The 14268-nt window shown below is 39.2% G+C and carries 13 protein-coding genes and 1 pseudogene; 7 read left to right on the top strand and 7 right to left on the bottom strand.

What is annotated here, in order from left to right:
- The first annotated feature begins 90 nt into the window (after window positions 1-90).
- The 5 genes from EA772_RS00835 to EA772_RS00855 all read left to right on the top strand — a co-directional run bounded on the left by EA772_RS00835 (window position 91) and on the right by EA772_RS00855 (window position 5808).
- Window positions 91-780, top strand: coding sequence for an ABC transporter ATP-binding protein (locus EA772_RS00835; RefSeq protein WP_116170713.1), 690 nt, complete (start codon window positions 91-93; stop codon window positions 778-780).
- Window positions 773-3307, top strand: coding sequence for an ABC transporter permease (locus EA772_RS00840; RefSeq protein WP_124910815.1), 2535 nt, complete (start codon window positions 773-775; stop codon window positions 3305-3307). Before EA772_RS00835 ends, EA772_RS00840 begins: the two co-directional genes overlap by 8 nt.
- Before the next feature lie 424 nt (window positions 3308-3731).
- Entirely contained in the window at window positions 3732-4274 is a 543-nt protein-coding gene (locus tag EA772_RS00845) for a lipocalin family protein (RefSeq protein ID WP_124910816.1), read from the top strand.
- Between the two features lie 40 nt (window positions 4275-4314).
- Window positions 4315-4497 (top strand): hypothetical protein, encoded by a 183-nt coding sequence (locus EA772_RS00850; RefSeq protein ID WP_124910817.1) that lies wholly within the window; start codon window positions 4315-4317, stop codon window positions 4495-4497.
- Window positions 4498-4524: 27 nt separating this feature from the next.
- Window positions 4525-5808, top strand: a complete 1284-nt coding sequence (locus EA772_RS00855; protein ID WP_124910818.1) for a gluconate:H+ symporter — start codon at window positions 4525-4527, stop codon at window positions 5806-5808.
- A 1-nt stretch (window position 5809) separates the two neighbouring features.
- On the opposite strand, the gene EA772_RS00860 is transcribed toward EA772_RS00855, so the two are convergent.
- The 3 genes from EA772_RS00860 to EA772_RS00870 all read right to left on the bottom strand — a co-directional run bounded on the left by EA772_RS00860 (window position 5810) and on the right by EA772_RS00870 (window position 8994).
- Window positions 5810-6652, bottom strand: a complete 843-nt coding sequence (locus tag EA772_RS00860) for an alpha/beta hydrolase family protein (RefSeq protein ID WP_124910819.1) — start codon at window positions 6650-6652, stop codon at window positions 5810-5812.
- Between the two features lie 84 nt (window positions 6653-6736).
- Window positions 6737-8578: a M56 family metallopeptidase gene (locus EA772_RS00865; protein WP_124910820.1), complete on the bottom strand. Its 1842-nt coding sequence runs from the start codon at window positions 8576-8578 to the stop codon at window positions 6737-6739.
- Between the two features lie 26 nt (window positions 8579-8604).
- Window positions 8605-8994: a BlaI/MecI/CopY family transcriptional regulator gene (locus tag EA772_RS00870; RefSeq protein WP_010600913.1), complete on the bottom strand. Its 390-nt coding sequence runs from the start codon at window positions 8992-8994 to the stop codon at window positions 8605-8607.
- A 189-nt stretch (window positions 8995-9183) separates the two neighbouring features.
- On the opposite strand from EA772_RS00870, the gene EA772_RS00875 reads away from it, so the two are divergent.
- Window positions 9184-10545 carry a hypothetical protein gene (locus EA772_RS00875; protein WP_124910821.1) on the top strand — a complete coding sequence of 454 codons (1362 nt, stop codon included), beginning with the start codon at window positions 9184-9186 and terminating at the stop codon, window positions 10543-10545.
- A gap of 25 nt (window positions 10546-10570) precedes the next feature.
- Here the strand turns inward: EA772_RS00875 and EA772_RS00880 are convergent, their stop codons facing one another.
- On the bottom strand, window positions 10571-11413 hold the full coding sequence (locus EA772_RS00880; RefSeq protein WP_124910822.1) for an NAD(P)-dependent oxidoreductase: 843 nt from the start codon (window positions 11411-11413) through the stop codon (window positions 10571-10573).
- Window positions 11414-11577: 164 nt separating this feature from the next.
- On the opposite strand from EA772_RS00880, the gene EA772_RS00885 reads away from it, so the two are divergent.
- Entirely contained in the window at window positions 11578-12675 is a 1098-nt protein-coding gene (locus EA772_RS00885; protein ID WP_124910823.1) for a DNA alkylation repair protein, read from the top strand.
- Here the strand turns inward: EA772_RS00885 and EA772_RS00890 are convergent.
- From EA772_RS00890 to EA772_RS21950, 3 genes and pseudogenes are all read right to left on the bottom strand, one after another.
- The gene (locus tag EA772_RS00890) at window positions 12672-13127 is read right to left on the bottom strand and encodes an NUDIX domain-containing protein (RefSeq protein ID WP_124910824.1); all 456 of its coding nucleotides are present in this window, start codon (window positions 13125-13127) and stop codon (window positions 12672-12674) included. The two genes, EA772_RS00885 and EA772_RS00890, sit on opposite strands and share 4 nt — an antisense overlap.
- A gap of 220 nt (window positions 13128-13347) precedes the next feature.
- Window positions 13348-13677 (bottom strand): annotated as a pseudogene (locus EA772_RS00895) (OmpA family protein); the annotation flags it as partial.
- Complete coding sequence (locus tag EA772_RS21950; protein WP_162097939.1) at window positions 13608-13892, bottom strand: hypothetical protein; 285 nt, start codon at window positions 13890-13892, stop codon at window positions 13608-13610. The gene EA772_RS21950 and the pseudogene EA772_RS00895, both read right to left, overlap by 70 nt.
- Between the last annotated feature and the right edge of the window lie 376 nt (window positions 13893-14268).

The following is a 14268-nucleotide window of genomic DNA, read 5'->3' on the forward strand; positions in this document are numbered from 1 at the left end:
ATTCTATCTCTAAATAAAAACCATTATCTTAACAGGCAAAGCCATGTTATGTTTGGCAAATACATCTGACAAACCCTTTATTTCAAAAATTTGGAAAGTATTTTAAACATTCGAAATGTAAGTAAAATTTACCAAAGTGCCGGACGAGAACTGACAGTTTTGGATCAAATTAATTTCACAATAGAAGCTGGTTCTACCGTGGCCATTACAGGGCCATCCGGTAGCGGGAAAACAACATTATTAGGCTTATGCGCTGGCCTAGACCGGGCGAGCCATGGCACAGTAGAACTTAAAGGCATTGCTTTAGAAAAATTAAATGAAGATGAACGGGCTGCTGTGCGAAACCAATATGTAGGTTTCATTTTTCAAAATTTTCAGCTATTACCCACGCTCACTGCACTGGAGAATGTGATGGTTCCATTAGAGTTGAGAGGCGCCAAAAACATCAAGGCTCAAGCTATGGAACTGCTTGAAAAAGTAGGTTTAGCAGATCGTTCCCATCATTATCCTATTCAATTATCCGGAGGAGAGCAACAACGTGTTTCACTGGCAAGAGCTTTTTCCAATCAGCCGGCTATTCTTTTTGCGGATGAACCTACCGGAAACCTCGACGCTGAAACGAGCGAAAAAGTGATTAAACTGCTGTTTGATTTAAACAAGGATTTCGGGACGACATTAGTAATTGTAACCCATGATTTGGAGCTTGCTGCCCGAACGAGCAGAACTATAAAAATTAAAGGTGGTGTGATTATTTCAGACGAAAACTCGACTTATGCCTAATCACCTACCGAAACAAAACATCAGTTTTCTATGGCTATTCAAAATGGCCTGGCGGGATAGCCGCAAAAACAGATCAAGACTTTTACTTTTTATTTCTTCCATTGTTTTAGGGATTGCGGCTTTAGTGGCTGTTTATTCTTTTAAAGATAATTTGCAGCGTGATATCGACGCCCAGGCAAAAGAGCTTACCGGCGCCGATCTGGTTTTAGATAGCCGTAAAGGCGTAAGCAAAGCCATGCAAAAGGTAATTGATAGTTTAGGTAATGAGCGATCGCAGGAAAAAACCTTTGCTTCTATGATTTATTTTGAGCAAAGCGGCGGAAGCAGATTGGTTCAAATGAAAGCGCTGGAGGGTAATTATCCATATTATGGCTCAATAGAAACGGTTCCTGCAAATGCTGCATCGCATTTTCAGGAAGGACGAACAGCGTTGGTAGATCAAACCCTCATGCTTCAGTTTAACACCAAAGTTGGAGACTCGGTCCAAATTGGCGATCTAAAATTCAAAATATTAGGTTCGTTAATTAAAGCGCCTGGACAAAACGGTATTGCATCAAGTGTTGCGCCGGTGGTTTATCTTCCGCTGAAATACCTGGAGAAAACCAATTTGATTAAAACTGGAAGCCGGATCAATAATAAATTTTATTTCCGTTATGATGACCCATCGGGAGTGGATGAGTGGGTTAAAAAAAATGAAGTCAAACTTGAAAAAGAAGGTTTTGATGCGGATACGGTAGAATCGAGAAAAGAACAAACAGGCAGATCTTTTAAAGATGTAAACCGTTTCCTGGCTTTATCTGGTTTTATTGCTTTACTGCTGGGTTGTGTTGGTGTAGGTAGCGCCATTCATGTGTACATTCAGGAAAAATTAAGTGCCATCGCCACTTTGCGCTGCCTGGGTTTAAAATCAAGGCATGCATTTCTGATTTACCTGATCCAGATATTTTTTATTGGCTTAATTGCCGCAACCTTTGGCGTAATCTTGGGCACTGGAATTCAGTTCTTGCTGCCGCTGGTTTTAAAGGATTTCCTCCCTGTTGAAATTACCATGCAGATATCATGGTCGGCAGTTGGCCAGGGCCTTTTATTGGGTTTAATTATTTCTGTGCTTTTTGCATTGCCATCATTGCTTTCTGTAAGAAAAATTTCACCGCTGAACGCCATCCGTTTATCTTTCGAAAAATCGGGAAGCAAATTTGATCCTTTAACCTGGATGGTTTATGTTTTAATGGCTGCATTTGTGGTGGGCTTCACTCACTTGCAAATGAAAACCTGGGTCCAAACGCTGGCTTTTACCATTAGTATCGGTATCGCGTTTTTGCTGCTGATTATCTTATCCAAACTATTGATGTTTTTGGTTAAGGTTCTGCTGCCAAAATCGTCAAGTTACTTGTGGCGTCAGGGTTTTGCAAACCTGTACCGTCCAAATAATCAGACCCTGATGCTTACTGTTTCCATTGGTTTGTCGACTTTGTTTATCAGTACGCTGTTTTTTGTACAAGGAATTTTAATGAGTAGGGTTACGCTCTCATCCGGCAGTAATCAACCTAACATGGTAATGTTCGACATTCAGAAAACACAGAAAGAAAGAATAGACAGCCTAACCAAGTCCTTCAAACTACCGTTAATGAATCGGGTGCCGGTGATTACGATGCGTATTGAGGAAATTAATGGCAAAAAGGCTAGCGCAGATACCAATAACCGCAGGGCATATCGAAATGAAATCAGGGCTACCTATCAGGATTCGCTAACCGCAGCCGAAAAAATTGTGAATGGAAAATGGGTTGGAAAAATCAAGCCAAAGGAAACCGTTTACATTTCTTTGGATCAGCGTTACGCTGATCAGATTAATGTGGGCTTGAATGATAAAATCCTTTTTAATGTACAAGGGATGATGATTCCAACGGTTGTGGGAAGTTTGCGGGAAGTCAACTGGAGCCGCATGCAAACCAATTTCCGTGTGGTTTTTCCCGCTGGAGTTTTAGAAGAGGCCCCACAATTCCACGTGCTGATGACAAGAGTGCCGAACAGTGAACTTTCTGCAAAATTTCAGGGCGAAGTGGTTAAAAACTTTCCAAACGTTTCTGTAGTAGACCTGGATCTGGTATTGAAATTACTCGATGAAATACTCGACAAGATTGGTTTTGTAATCCAGTTTATGTCTGGCTTTAGTATGGTAACCGGATGGATTGTTTTGGTTTCAGCAGTATTAACCAGTAAAAACCAACGTACAAAAGAAAGCATTTTATTGCGAACGATGGGTGCAAGCAAAAAGCAAATCCTGGCGATCAACGCCATTGAGTATTTCTTTTTGGGCGCTTTTGCCGCTGGCGCAGGATTAATCCTAGCCATTGGCGGAAGTTGGGCATTGGCAAAATTCAGTTTTGATGCAGCATTTATCCCTCCTTTTTTACCAACCATAGGATTATTCTTTTCTGTTGTTTTAATTGTGGTAATTACTGGAGTTTTAAGTACAAGAAGTATTTTAAACCAGCCTCCACTGAAAATATTGAGAACAGAAGGCTAACAAAGTTAATTTACAGACACAAAGATATTGCAAACACAATGATCCAGATCATGCTGAATACGCTACCCACATACACGACTTGCATGTGTTTTTTTAAGTCCTTTTTAATCAATCCAGCATAAATTAACCATCCGAAAAACAAAACAAAATAAAAGGGTACGAGGAAAAATAGCATAATATAAAGCGTTAGTCGATACTCAAATATAATAAAAGCGGTTGGCAATTGCCAACCGCTAATTTTGTAATAGGATTATTGACCAATTATACCATATCAATTGCTTCACGAAGTAATATTGCCTCGTCAGATCCGGAATCAAATTTAACACATTGATTATTTCGGAATTAGGTTATCATTACGTTAAATGTGGATGTCCGAAAAACCTTTTTTATTGAATGGCTGTTCATTTAATCTAAAAAGATAAGAATGAATAATAAGCTAAGAAACGCAATATTACTGGCCACTTTGGGCGTAATTATCATTAGCTATGCGAGTTGCAGCGTAACCATACCAAAAGGTGCAACCGCTGTAAAACCGTTTCAAAAAGAAAAATACCTGGGTACCTGGTACGAAATTGCCCGAATGGATTTTAAATTTGAGAAAGACCTGAACAATGTTACCGCAACCTATTCCTTAAAAGAAGATGGTACCATTAAAGTTGATAATAAAGGTTATAACTTCGTTAAAAAAGAATGGAAACAAAGTATCGGCAAAGCCAAATTTGTAAACGACAGCAATGAAGCAAGGCTGAAAGTTTCATTTTTTGGCCCATTTTACGCAGGCTATAATGTAATCGAGATCGATAAGGATTACCAATACGCTTTAGTGGTGGGCAATAACCTGGATTACATTTGGATTTTATCCAGAACTAAAACCATTCCTGAAAAGGTTAAACAAGCTTATTTAACCAAAGCTCAAGGTTTGGGTTATAAAACAGCTGAACTGGTTTGGACGAAGCATGATCAATAATTTATAATGCTATTTTTCATTTTAATCATACTTTTATAGCATGATCAGATTGAATAATGAAACCCTAGGAGAAATACTGCAGGATGTAAAGGTTGGCGACATGGTTACAGATACCTTTAGTAAAACAGGGTTAGTAGAAAGCATAGAAGTTAATGATGATGGTTTGTATCGAATTTATGAATTTCATCTGGTAACAGGCAGAACAATCACGGTAAAAAAGTAAATTGCATTACCAATCCCATCTGCAACCATGTCATTACTTATCCTGCTTTTAGGCATTTCTTTACTCTTTATCCTTATACTGAAAAAGGTTAATCCGATGATTGCCTTACTTGCAGTAGCCATCCTTACCGGATTGTTTTTGGGTATGCCGGCAAGCAGTGTGATGAGCTCCATTAGTAGCGGAATTGGCAGTACTTTAGGCGGAATGGTAATGGTGCTTGCCTTAGGTGCCATGATGGGAAAATTGATCGAAGATAGTGGATCGGCCAGGAAAATTGTCTTTATTCTAATCAAGGCATTCGGTAAAAACAATATCCAGTGGGCGGTATTAATCACCGGGTTAATGGTTGGCATCCCGCTATTTTACAACGCCGGTTTTGTGGTACTCATCCCTTTGATTTTTGCTATTTCTGCAGCTACCGGACTTTCGAAAATATATATTGGGCTTCCAATGGCCACCGCGTTGTCGGTTACACATGGCTTTTTGCCGCCCCACCCCGGGCCTGTTGCACTTGCCGGAATTTTCCATGCGGATATTGGCAAAACCCTGATTTATGGCCTGATTCTAACGCTGCCAATTGCCGCAATCGCAGGCATATTTTTCCCGAGACTAATTATTAAGAAAGACCAGCCTATTGTAACAGATCTTCTCATTGAAGAAGGTAGCGATCTTCCATCAGCCAGCAGAAGTTTTATCACGGCCTTGCTCCCGGTTTTCTTGATCGTTGCTGGTACGATAGGCAATAGCATCAATATAGATTTTCCGGCCAAATCCATATTCAATTTTCTTTCAGATCCTACAGCAGCACTATTAATCTCTATTATCATTACTGTACTTGTTCAACAAACGAATATTGAAAAGGCTATGGCATCGTGTACAGAGGGTGTAAAAAGCATTGCCATGATCATTTTGATTATTGCTGCAGGCGGTGCATTTAAACAAATATTAATTGATAGCGGAATGGGCGAAACCGTAAAAAACCTGACTGGAAATCTGAATTTATCTCCCTTATTTTTAGCATGGCTGATTACTGCTTCGCTCAGGGTAACGCTTGGTTCAGCTACTGTAGCCGCAGTTACTGCATCAGGAATGGTTTTACCATTGATTGGCCCAAATGCCTCGCCAGAGTTGATGGTATTATCCGTTGGTGCGGGTAGTTTAATGTTTTCTCACGTGAATGATACAGGTTTTTGGATGTTCAAAGAATATTTTAACCTTAGCCTGAAGGAAACCTTTCGTACCTGGACCGCAATGGAAAGCATCGTTTCTATTTTAGGCTTAATTGGCGTTTTAATTTTAAATCAGGTTTAATCTATTTCTGATTTTTATCGAAAAATTTACTGAAATACATCATCTGATAAGCTATGGCATTCTCCCAGTATTCGAAATTATGTACGCCAGGCCGAACGGTGAAATCATGAGGAATATTACGAGCAATCAGTTTGTCATGCAGCGCCACGTTAACATCATAGAAAAAATCATTTCTACCTACATCAAAAATGATGGCAAGTTTATTCGTGCTTAATAAATGCGTTAAGTTAATTACTGTATTGGCTTCCCATCGTTCCGGAAACTGATTGTAAGGACCAAGTCGTTTGGCAATGTTCCAGTTTTCAGGGAATGGCCTGATATCCACCCCTCCACTCATGCTTCCGCAGGCGCCATACACATCCTGATGCCTGAAGCAAAGATACAACCCTCCGTGCCCGCCCATACTTAAACCTGTAATTGCTCTTCCGGTTTTATCATTAATTGTTCGGTAACGGCCATCAATAAAGTCAATCAGTTCTTTTGAAACATAAGTTTCATATTGATAAGTAGGATCAATTGGACTATCAAAATACCAGCTCGTTACGCCACCATCCGGACAAACAACGATGATTCCAAAATTATCTACAAGTTTTTTTACTGCTTCCTTGTCTTTAGTATTTAGCAGCCAGTCTGAGTATTTTCCACCTGCACCGTGTAATAAATATAAAACAGGAAATCTTTTAGCAGATCCTTCATAAAGCTGTGGTTTTACCACCACAGCTTTAATTTCTTTTTTCATTGATTTACTTTGCGTAACAACTGTATCAACAATGGCTGCAAAAGTAAATTCCGATGTTAATGAAAAGATAAGTATGGCCAGGCCAATGAATATTCCTTTTTTCATATCTGAAAGATGATTTTCAAATTGAAATTAGAACATTTTCACCGCAAAGCAAAATCATATGCATTGCACCATGATAAGGAAAGTTTATTTTTTTGTTGACTTAGTAACATTCACCACATAAGACAATGAATGATTGTCACTTTCCAGGTATTTAGATTTATATTTTGTGTGAAGACTTTTGTTTTGTTTTACCCCATTCACCACCAGATTAGTTTTATCCAATGAAAATGAAAGATTTGTGGTATTAGAAATTAATCCATCCTTTAGCAATTCAGCACTAATCTTATCCGTATTATCCTTACCATTCTCCACGTTTACATGTACGGTATTTCCTTCGTTAACAGTAATGCTGCCATGTACTTTTGGAGGCGTTGGCGGTGTAGCAGGTGTTGGAGGAACAGCACGTATGCCCGGGGCTGGAGGTGTTGGTGGCATTGGCGAAACAACCGCTCCTGCTGGTCTTGGTGGTTTTGGTACCTTAGGGGTTCTATTTCCTTTTTTATCCTCCTGCGCTCTGGCTCTTTCTTCTTCAGCCCATTTCTTCTCTGCCTGAGCATATTTTGCCCCATCAGCCGCATACTTTTTTTCTGCCGCTTTGTATTTCTTTTCGCTTTCGGCATACTCTTTCTCCTCTGCAGCATAACGGGCATCATCGGCAGACTGCTTTGCATTACGTTCGATCTGCTTTGCGGTAATTCGATCTTGCTTCAATGCTTTTTGACCCAAATCGGCTTTTTTACCAGACTGACTACTTTGTTCCGCAGCTTTCATTTTTTGATCAATTTCTTTTTCTATCTGCTCGGCAGATTTTGTTTTTCTTGTCGTGTCCTGAAAAACTGAAGAAGCAATTGTTTTGCTACTCACAGTAGCCGCGTTGCTTACACTTTTAATAGCCACGGTACACATCACAGTGCCTATCAGGGCGATGGTTAATATTGTTTTTTCCATTTTGTTTAAAGTTGAATTGGTGTTCAATAACATCCTGCTTGCCCTATGCAGCAGGCTGCCGGTTTTGCCTGTAATGCCCATTGCGTAAGCAGGTGCACGCTGCTCAAACTCCTGACAAAAAACCAGGGCTTTAACGTAATTTTTTCGATCGTTAACACATTGGATGGCCAAATCATCGCAGCAATGTTCACGCTCAGTTTTGATAAGATGCGATACCCAAAGTACCGCCGGATTAAAGAAGAATATAATTTCAATGAAGCTTTGTAAGAGGTTAATCAAATAATCCCGTCGTTTAATGTGCGCCAGTTCATGGGCCAGTATCGCTTCCACCTCGGTTGTAGCCAGTCCATTTAATAAGCCGAGTGGAATTAATATAAGCGGCTTAAAATGTCCTAAAACCATAGGCACTTTTGCTAATCCTGATTGCAGCAATTTTATCCGCTGGCTTAAACCAAGTTTATCAGAAAGCAGCTCCAAATGCTCATCCCATATCGTTCCTGCGGCATAAACTTGATTATTTCGCAAATAATAAATACGCTTTACCCCTAACAGAAGCTGCACACTTTTAGCACAAATAATCAAAAACCAGATCAACACGATTTGAGTCTGATAATCATTCCAGATGCCTAGCGTCTTATTGATGCCAGAAGAAATAATAAATTGCAAATCGGAAGTAGAAGTCTGAACATTTTGCAGCTTAATTAAATTTAACTTTACCTCGCCTGCAAGTGGAGTCGCTGATGAATCTGGCTTTTCTGTTAGTGCTAAATAAAATACTAGGGAAACGGTAAAAACAAATAACAATAAACAACCTGTTAACAGATTGTAACGAACTTTTGCACTTGTTTTGCGGGTAGCAAACATCACCGCACCAGAAAAGGCAGCCAGCACAACACCCAGCCACAAAGAGTGAAAAAGCATTGTACCCAGTGCATTTAACCAATTTTCAGGCAAAAAGTTAATCAATTTAAATTCCATTATAGTTTATTTGAATTTTAACAGCTTTACTCCATGTTATCCAATAACTTTTTAATTTCCTCAATTTCTGCTTTCGAAGTTTTTTCATTGCCTAAAAGCTGCATCATGAGCTGAGATGCTGACCCCTTGTATAAGGTGTTTACAAAACGATCTAACAACTGAACCTTAGTTTTTTCCTCGGCTTCTACTGGAATATAAATGTGCTTCATTTGGCTTTCGTCACGTTTTAAAATTCCTTTTTCCGCTAGTACCTGCATTTGTTTAAGTGTTGAAGTATAATTCACCTCCCTGTTTTCATTCAGCTTATCATTTACAAACCGGACTGTAGCTGGACCAAATTCCCAGAGCACCTGCAGGATTTCTAACTCAGCTTTGGTCGGTTCTGGCAAATGATGATCAGTTTGATTATTCTTCATAAATTAAAGGTACGATGTTTTTCGTACGATACAAATATTACCTCATATTTTTTTTTAAATAGATATAGCGATTAACACAAAATCTTGATAATCAATTTAGAAATTATATAAACAATTTCGCTAATGATGTAATACATAAAATTTTATGTAGCCTAATTTTGATTCATAGAAATAAATCCCCCTTAACTCATGAAATATAAATTACAGGTATTGATATTCTCGATTGTATTATCAACCCTTACGGCCAAGGCACAACATGAAATGCATCAACTTGCAAAAGACTCCATGGAAAAAGACAGTTCAGGAACGGCAAAGGGCATGCAAGAGATGGCAACTATGAAACCAGGGCCACCGATGAGTCATGCGTATTCATTAAACTTACCTATGCAGCGAAACGGATCCGGCACTTCCTGGTTACCCGATGCCTCGCCTATGTATGGAATGATGTTGCATTCAAAAAACTGGATGTACATGCTTCATGGAAACATCGCTTTGCGATATACTAAACAAGACATTTTAAACAAAGGATCGCGAGGGGCGGAAAAATTTGATGCCCCTAACTGGTTCATGTTCATGGGACAAAGAAAAGTTGGCCAAAATGGCCTGTTCCACTTTAGCTCAATGCTGTCGCTTGATCGCCTGACTGAAGGTGGTGCAGGTTATCCACTACTTTTTCAAACCGGAGAAAGCTGGAAAGGTCAGCCCTTAGTCGATCGTCAACATCCTCATGATTTATTCTCAGAACTTTCTGTTGCATACACCCATGCATTTTCAGAAAAAGCAGATCTGACTTTCTATCTCGGATATCCGGGGGAACCGGCTTTAGGCTCTGTAGCTTTTATGCATCGGCCATCTGCACTTGCAAACCCCGATGCACCAATCTCTCATCATTGGAATGACGGAACACATATTACATTTGGTGTCGCTACCCTGGGTTTTAGGTATAATCAATTTAAAATTGAAGCTTCGTCGTTTACCGGACGGGAACCGGATGAAAACAGATTTGATTTTGATAAACCTAGATTTGACTCTTACAGTGCAAGGTTATCCTTCAACCCTAACCAAAATTGGGCGTTGCAAGTCTCTCAAGGCTGGATCAAAAGTCCTGAAGTATTACATGAGGGGGAAGATGTTAAGCGAACCATCGCATCTGCAATTTATTCGCTGCCAATGGGAGAAGCCCAAAGCTTGAATGCTACGGTTTTGTGGGGAATGAATAAAACAAAAGGACATCAGTCGGAAAATGCTGCTTTGGCGGAAGGCGCATATCGTGTCAATAAGTTCTCATTCTATACCCGTTATGAATGGGTACAAAAATCAGCCGAAGAACTTGCACTTAATGAAGAATTTTATGGACAACGGCTTTTCGGCGTTAATGGCTTAACCCTAGGTTTAAATTATGATGTTTTAAGTTTAAATAAATTTAAAACCGCAATTGGTGCTCAGGTAACTTTCTATAAAGCCAACCCCATGATGGATCAGCTTTATGGAAAATATCCGGTTGGTGCTCAAGCTTTTATTAGAATTTACCCTAACCTAATGAAAATGTAATCAGTTGAACCCGGTTTTTGAGTGCTTACTTTAAAGCTTTAAACACGGCGATTAAATCTTCTTCCCCATATTTTGCTTCGGCATTTTCAAAGGTTTTCAAGGTGGTTTGAGCCAATGGCGATGAAATACCTTCGGTTTTGGCTAACCTTAAATCTTTTACAATGTGCTTTAAGGCAAATGCGGCTTTGTATTGATCATTTAGAATGGCGTCGCCCTTAATTTTGGTAAAGGTATTTCCAATGGCCGCATTGCTGATCAAATTGAGCAGATCATCGGTTTTGATTCCATTTTGATTGGCAAATAACACCGTTTCGGCTAAACCCTGAGTATATACCGCCAATAAGGAATTAATAGCCAGTTTCGCCTGGTTTCCAGCTCCAATATCTCCTACCCTGATGTTTAGCTTGCCCAGTTTTTCCAAAAAGGGTTTGACTTTTTCATAAACATCGGCATCTCCACCAACCATAATCACCAGCTGTGCGGTTTCTGCCTGTTTCACACTTCCTGAAACGGGCGCATCGAGATAATCATGGCCTTTTTCTTTGCTTTTCTCGTACATCTCTTTTGAAATGGCCGGTGAAACTGTGCTCATATTAATCATAATCTTTCCGCTGGTTTCTGCCAACAACAAACCCTCCTCCGATTCGAAAATTTGTTTGATTGCATGATCATCCGAAACCATCAGAAAAACAACATCAACTGCATCTAGAAGTGATTTGGGCGTCTCTGCTATCAAAGCACCTGCCTGTTCAAGATCAGCAGTTTTATTTTTGTCCCTGTTGTAAACGGTAACCTGATAGCCTGCTTTGATGAGCTGCAAAGCCATTGGATTTCCCATGTTACCTAAACCAATCCATCCGATTTTCATATTTATGTTTTTTATTTTGACAAACAAATCTATCAAAGAAAAGCTCATTGTTTACCAAGTATTTTTTAAAAGCCCGCTTTATTGATATTAAGCGCAAATCTTGTGTAAAACAATAAAAAAATCTTTCCGCCTCAAAGATTAAATTTGTGTTTTAAAATTTTAGTATGCTCTTAAAAGATTTATATTCCCAGGCTTTTTACGATAGATTGTGTAACGCACTTATGGTCGCCGTTCCTGGCTTTGATCAGAAAAAATTCATTAGAAATATTTATGTTGTTGATTTTGAGCAAATGGAATTGAAGCAACGAATGAAGCACACCACATTCGTACTGCATCAGTTTATGCCTGATGATTATTCAAACACAATATCTCTGATCAAAAGCACCATTCAGCAGCTGCGTATTGCGGGCATTGGAGAAGATGGATTGGCGTTTATGTTCCTGCCAGATTATTTAGAAACATACGGTATTGACTATTTTGAAGAATCAGTTGAAGCACTGGAATTCGTAACGCAATTTGTAAGCTGTGAATTTGCGGTTCGTCCTTTTATTTTAAAGTACGGGCAAGAGATGATACAGAAAATGTTGGAATGGTCGCATCATGAAAATCACAAAGTGCGGAGATTAGCCAGCGAAGGAAGCCGTCCGCGTTTACCTTGGGCAATGGCTATTCCATTTTTTAAAAAAGACCCTGCTTCAATTTTACCGATCCTGAATAACTTGAAGCAAGATCCATCAGAATACGTTCGAAGAAGTGTAGCCAATAGCTTGAATGATATTGCCAAGGATCATCCAACGGTAGTTTTGGATATCGCAAAAAAATGGTCAGGAATAAGTATAGAAACAGATGCAATTATTAAACATGGAAGCAGAACTTTACTAAAGCAAGGCCACCTGGAAATTTTGCAACATTATGGCTTGGATGATAAAGGGATACTCGTTACGGATTTCGTTGTACATACACCGGAAGTAAAAATTGGAGAAAGCCTGGAATTTTCATTCCGCATCAAAAATGAGAATGAAACCGATAAGAAAATCAGACTGGAATATGCCATTTACTATAAAAAACAAAACGGACAAAACACGAAAAAGGTCTTTAAAATATCTGAACGGATATATCCTGGAGGTTATGAGACAAACATCCTGCGCAAGCAAAAATTTGTGTTGATTACGACACGCAAATTCCATGCTGGCGAACATCAAATTTCACTCATTGTTAACGGTGCTGAAAGCGCAATATTTAATTTCGAACTATTGCCCTAACCGATAATGGTAATCAGCTGATCTAGTAATGGAATTTGCCGGTCTTTGATTGCTTTACAGGCATCCTGATAATTAAACCATTCGCCCCGGTCAACTTCAACGAAATGTTGCTTTTTACCTGATTTTGGCGGCCATTCCATTTCGAAAGTATTGCTGTGCAGAGTTGAAGGATCTAAATCACCTTCCAGGGCCCAGCATAAAACTTTCTTCCCCCCTTTTTGAATGATGGAGTTTAATTCAATAAATTGCCCATCAACTCGGGTACCCACTTCCTCCTCAAACTCTCTTATGGCCGCATCAAGCGGTGTTTCATCCTGATCGAATTCCCCTTTAGGAACAGACCAGACCCCAAAATCTTTTTTAGCAAAAAGTGGTCCGCCGGGGTGAATGAGAAAAAACTCCAGCCCTGTAGTATTCCTTCTAAATAGTAATATGCCTGCGCTAACCCTCATGATATCAATTAAACCGGATAATAAACTTTCGACAAACCAATAACCTGTCTGTTTTCATGAAACAAAATATAGAGCCGCTTGTTCTGCTTTTCGTTTTCAAACATCAATGATATTTTAAAACACGTACTGATCATCCTTAACATAAACGGAGTAAAAGCAAAAAGGCTATTCCTTTCGGAACAGCCTTTAATCTGTATTTGCAATTTCTTCGTTTCTGCAATTATTGTTTTGTGATTTTAAACTCAGTTCTTCTGTTTAACTGGTGATCAGCTTCTGAACATTTTACGCCATTTGCACACTTGTTAAGCAATTGGCTTTCACCATAACCTTTCGCAGTGATCCTGTTTTTATCTATTCCATGGTCTATGATATATTGAACCGCTGAATTAGCCCTGCTTTGGGCCAGCCATTTATTGTATTGGTCGTTACCGCGGCTATCGGTGTGTGATCCCAATTCAATCCAGATCGTTGGATTATCCTTCATAATCTTAACGAGTTTATTAAGCTCAATGGCCGCATCAGGTCTGATGTTCGATTTATCAAAGTCATACCGGCCACGTGGGCACTTAATGGTGCCGCATCCGTAGTACGTACCAAACGCACACGGGTATGCAAAAAACCTTTGTTGCTGCTCTCTAACTCGAGAATTGCATCTTTGTTGGGTAAATTGCCCGTGGTAATAGAACCATCTTTTACCTTTTGTTGTGCAAAAGTAGTAACTGCCCCCATACTGAGGATAAAACCTAATAGTAGTTGTTTTCTCATACTGCTGATGAATGTCATCATACCTCAGCATGACGCAGCAGCCTCATTAATGAAGTTGGCTGTACGAAAGAGCGGTAATGATGATTTGAGTCTTGGTTATGAATGAAATATATGATCCAATCACCGGTATTTATTCAAAAACCAATCCAAGCATATCATTATCTGATACAGCGTCGAATGCAAACAATAAAATTCACAGGAGTTAAATAAGGGGCGTTTTTTACCCATTTTGTAGAATTTTATATACAAAATATCAAGTAAAAATTATTCAATATTAATTGAAATTGAATAATAATATTACCAACTTTACTGGTCATTAAGGATAACCGCAAACTATTACTGATTAAATGAACTGCATCAATTGCAACACCGAGAT

Origin of the sequence: Pedobacter sp. G11 (assembly GCF_003860265.1) — a bacterium.
Lineage (GTDB): Bacteria > Bacteroidota > Bacteroidia > Sphingobacteriales > Sphingobacteriaceae > Pedobacter > Pedobacter agri.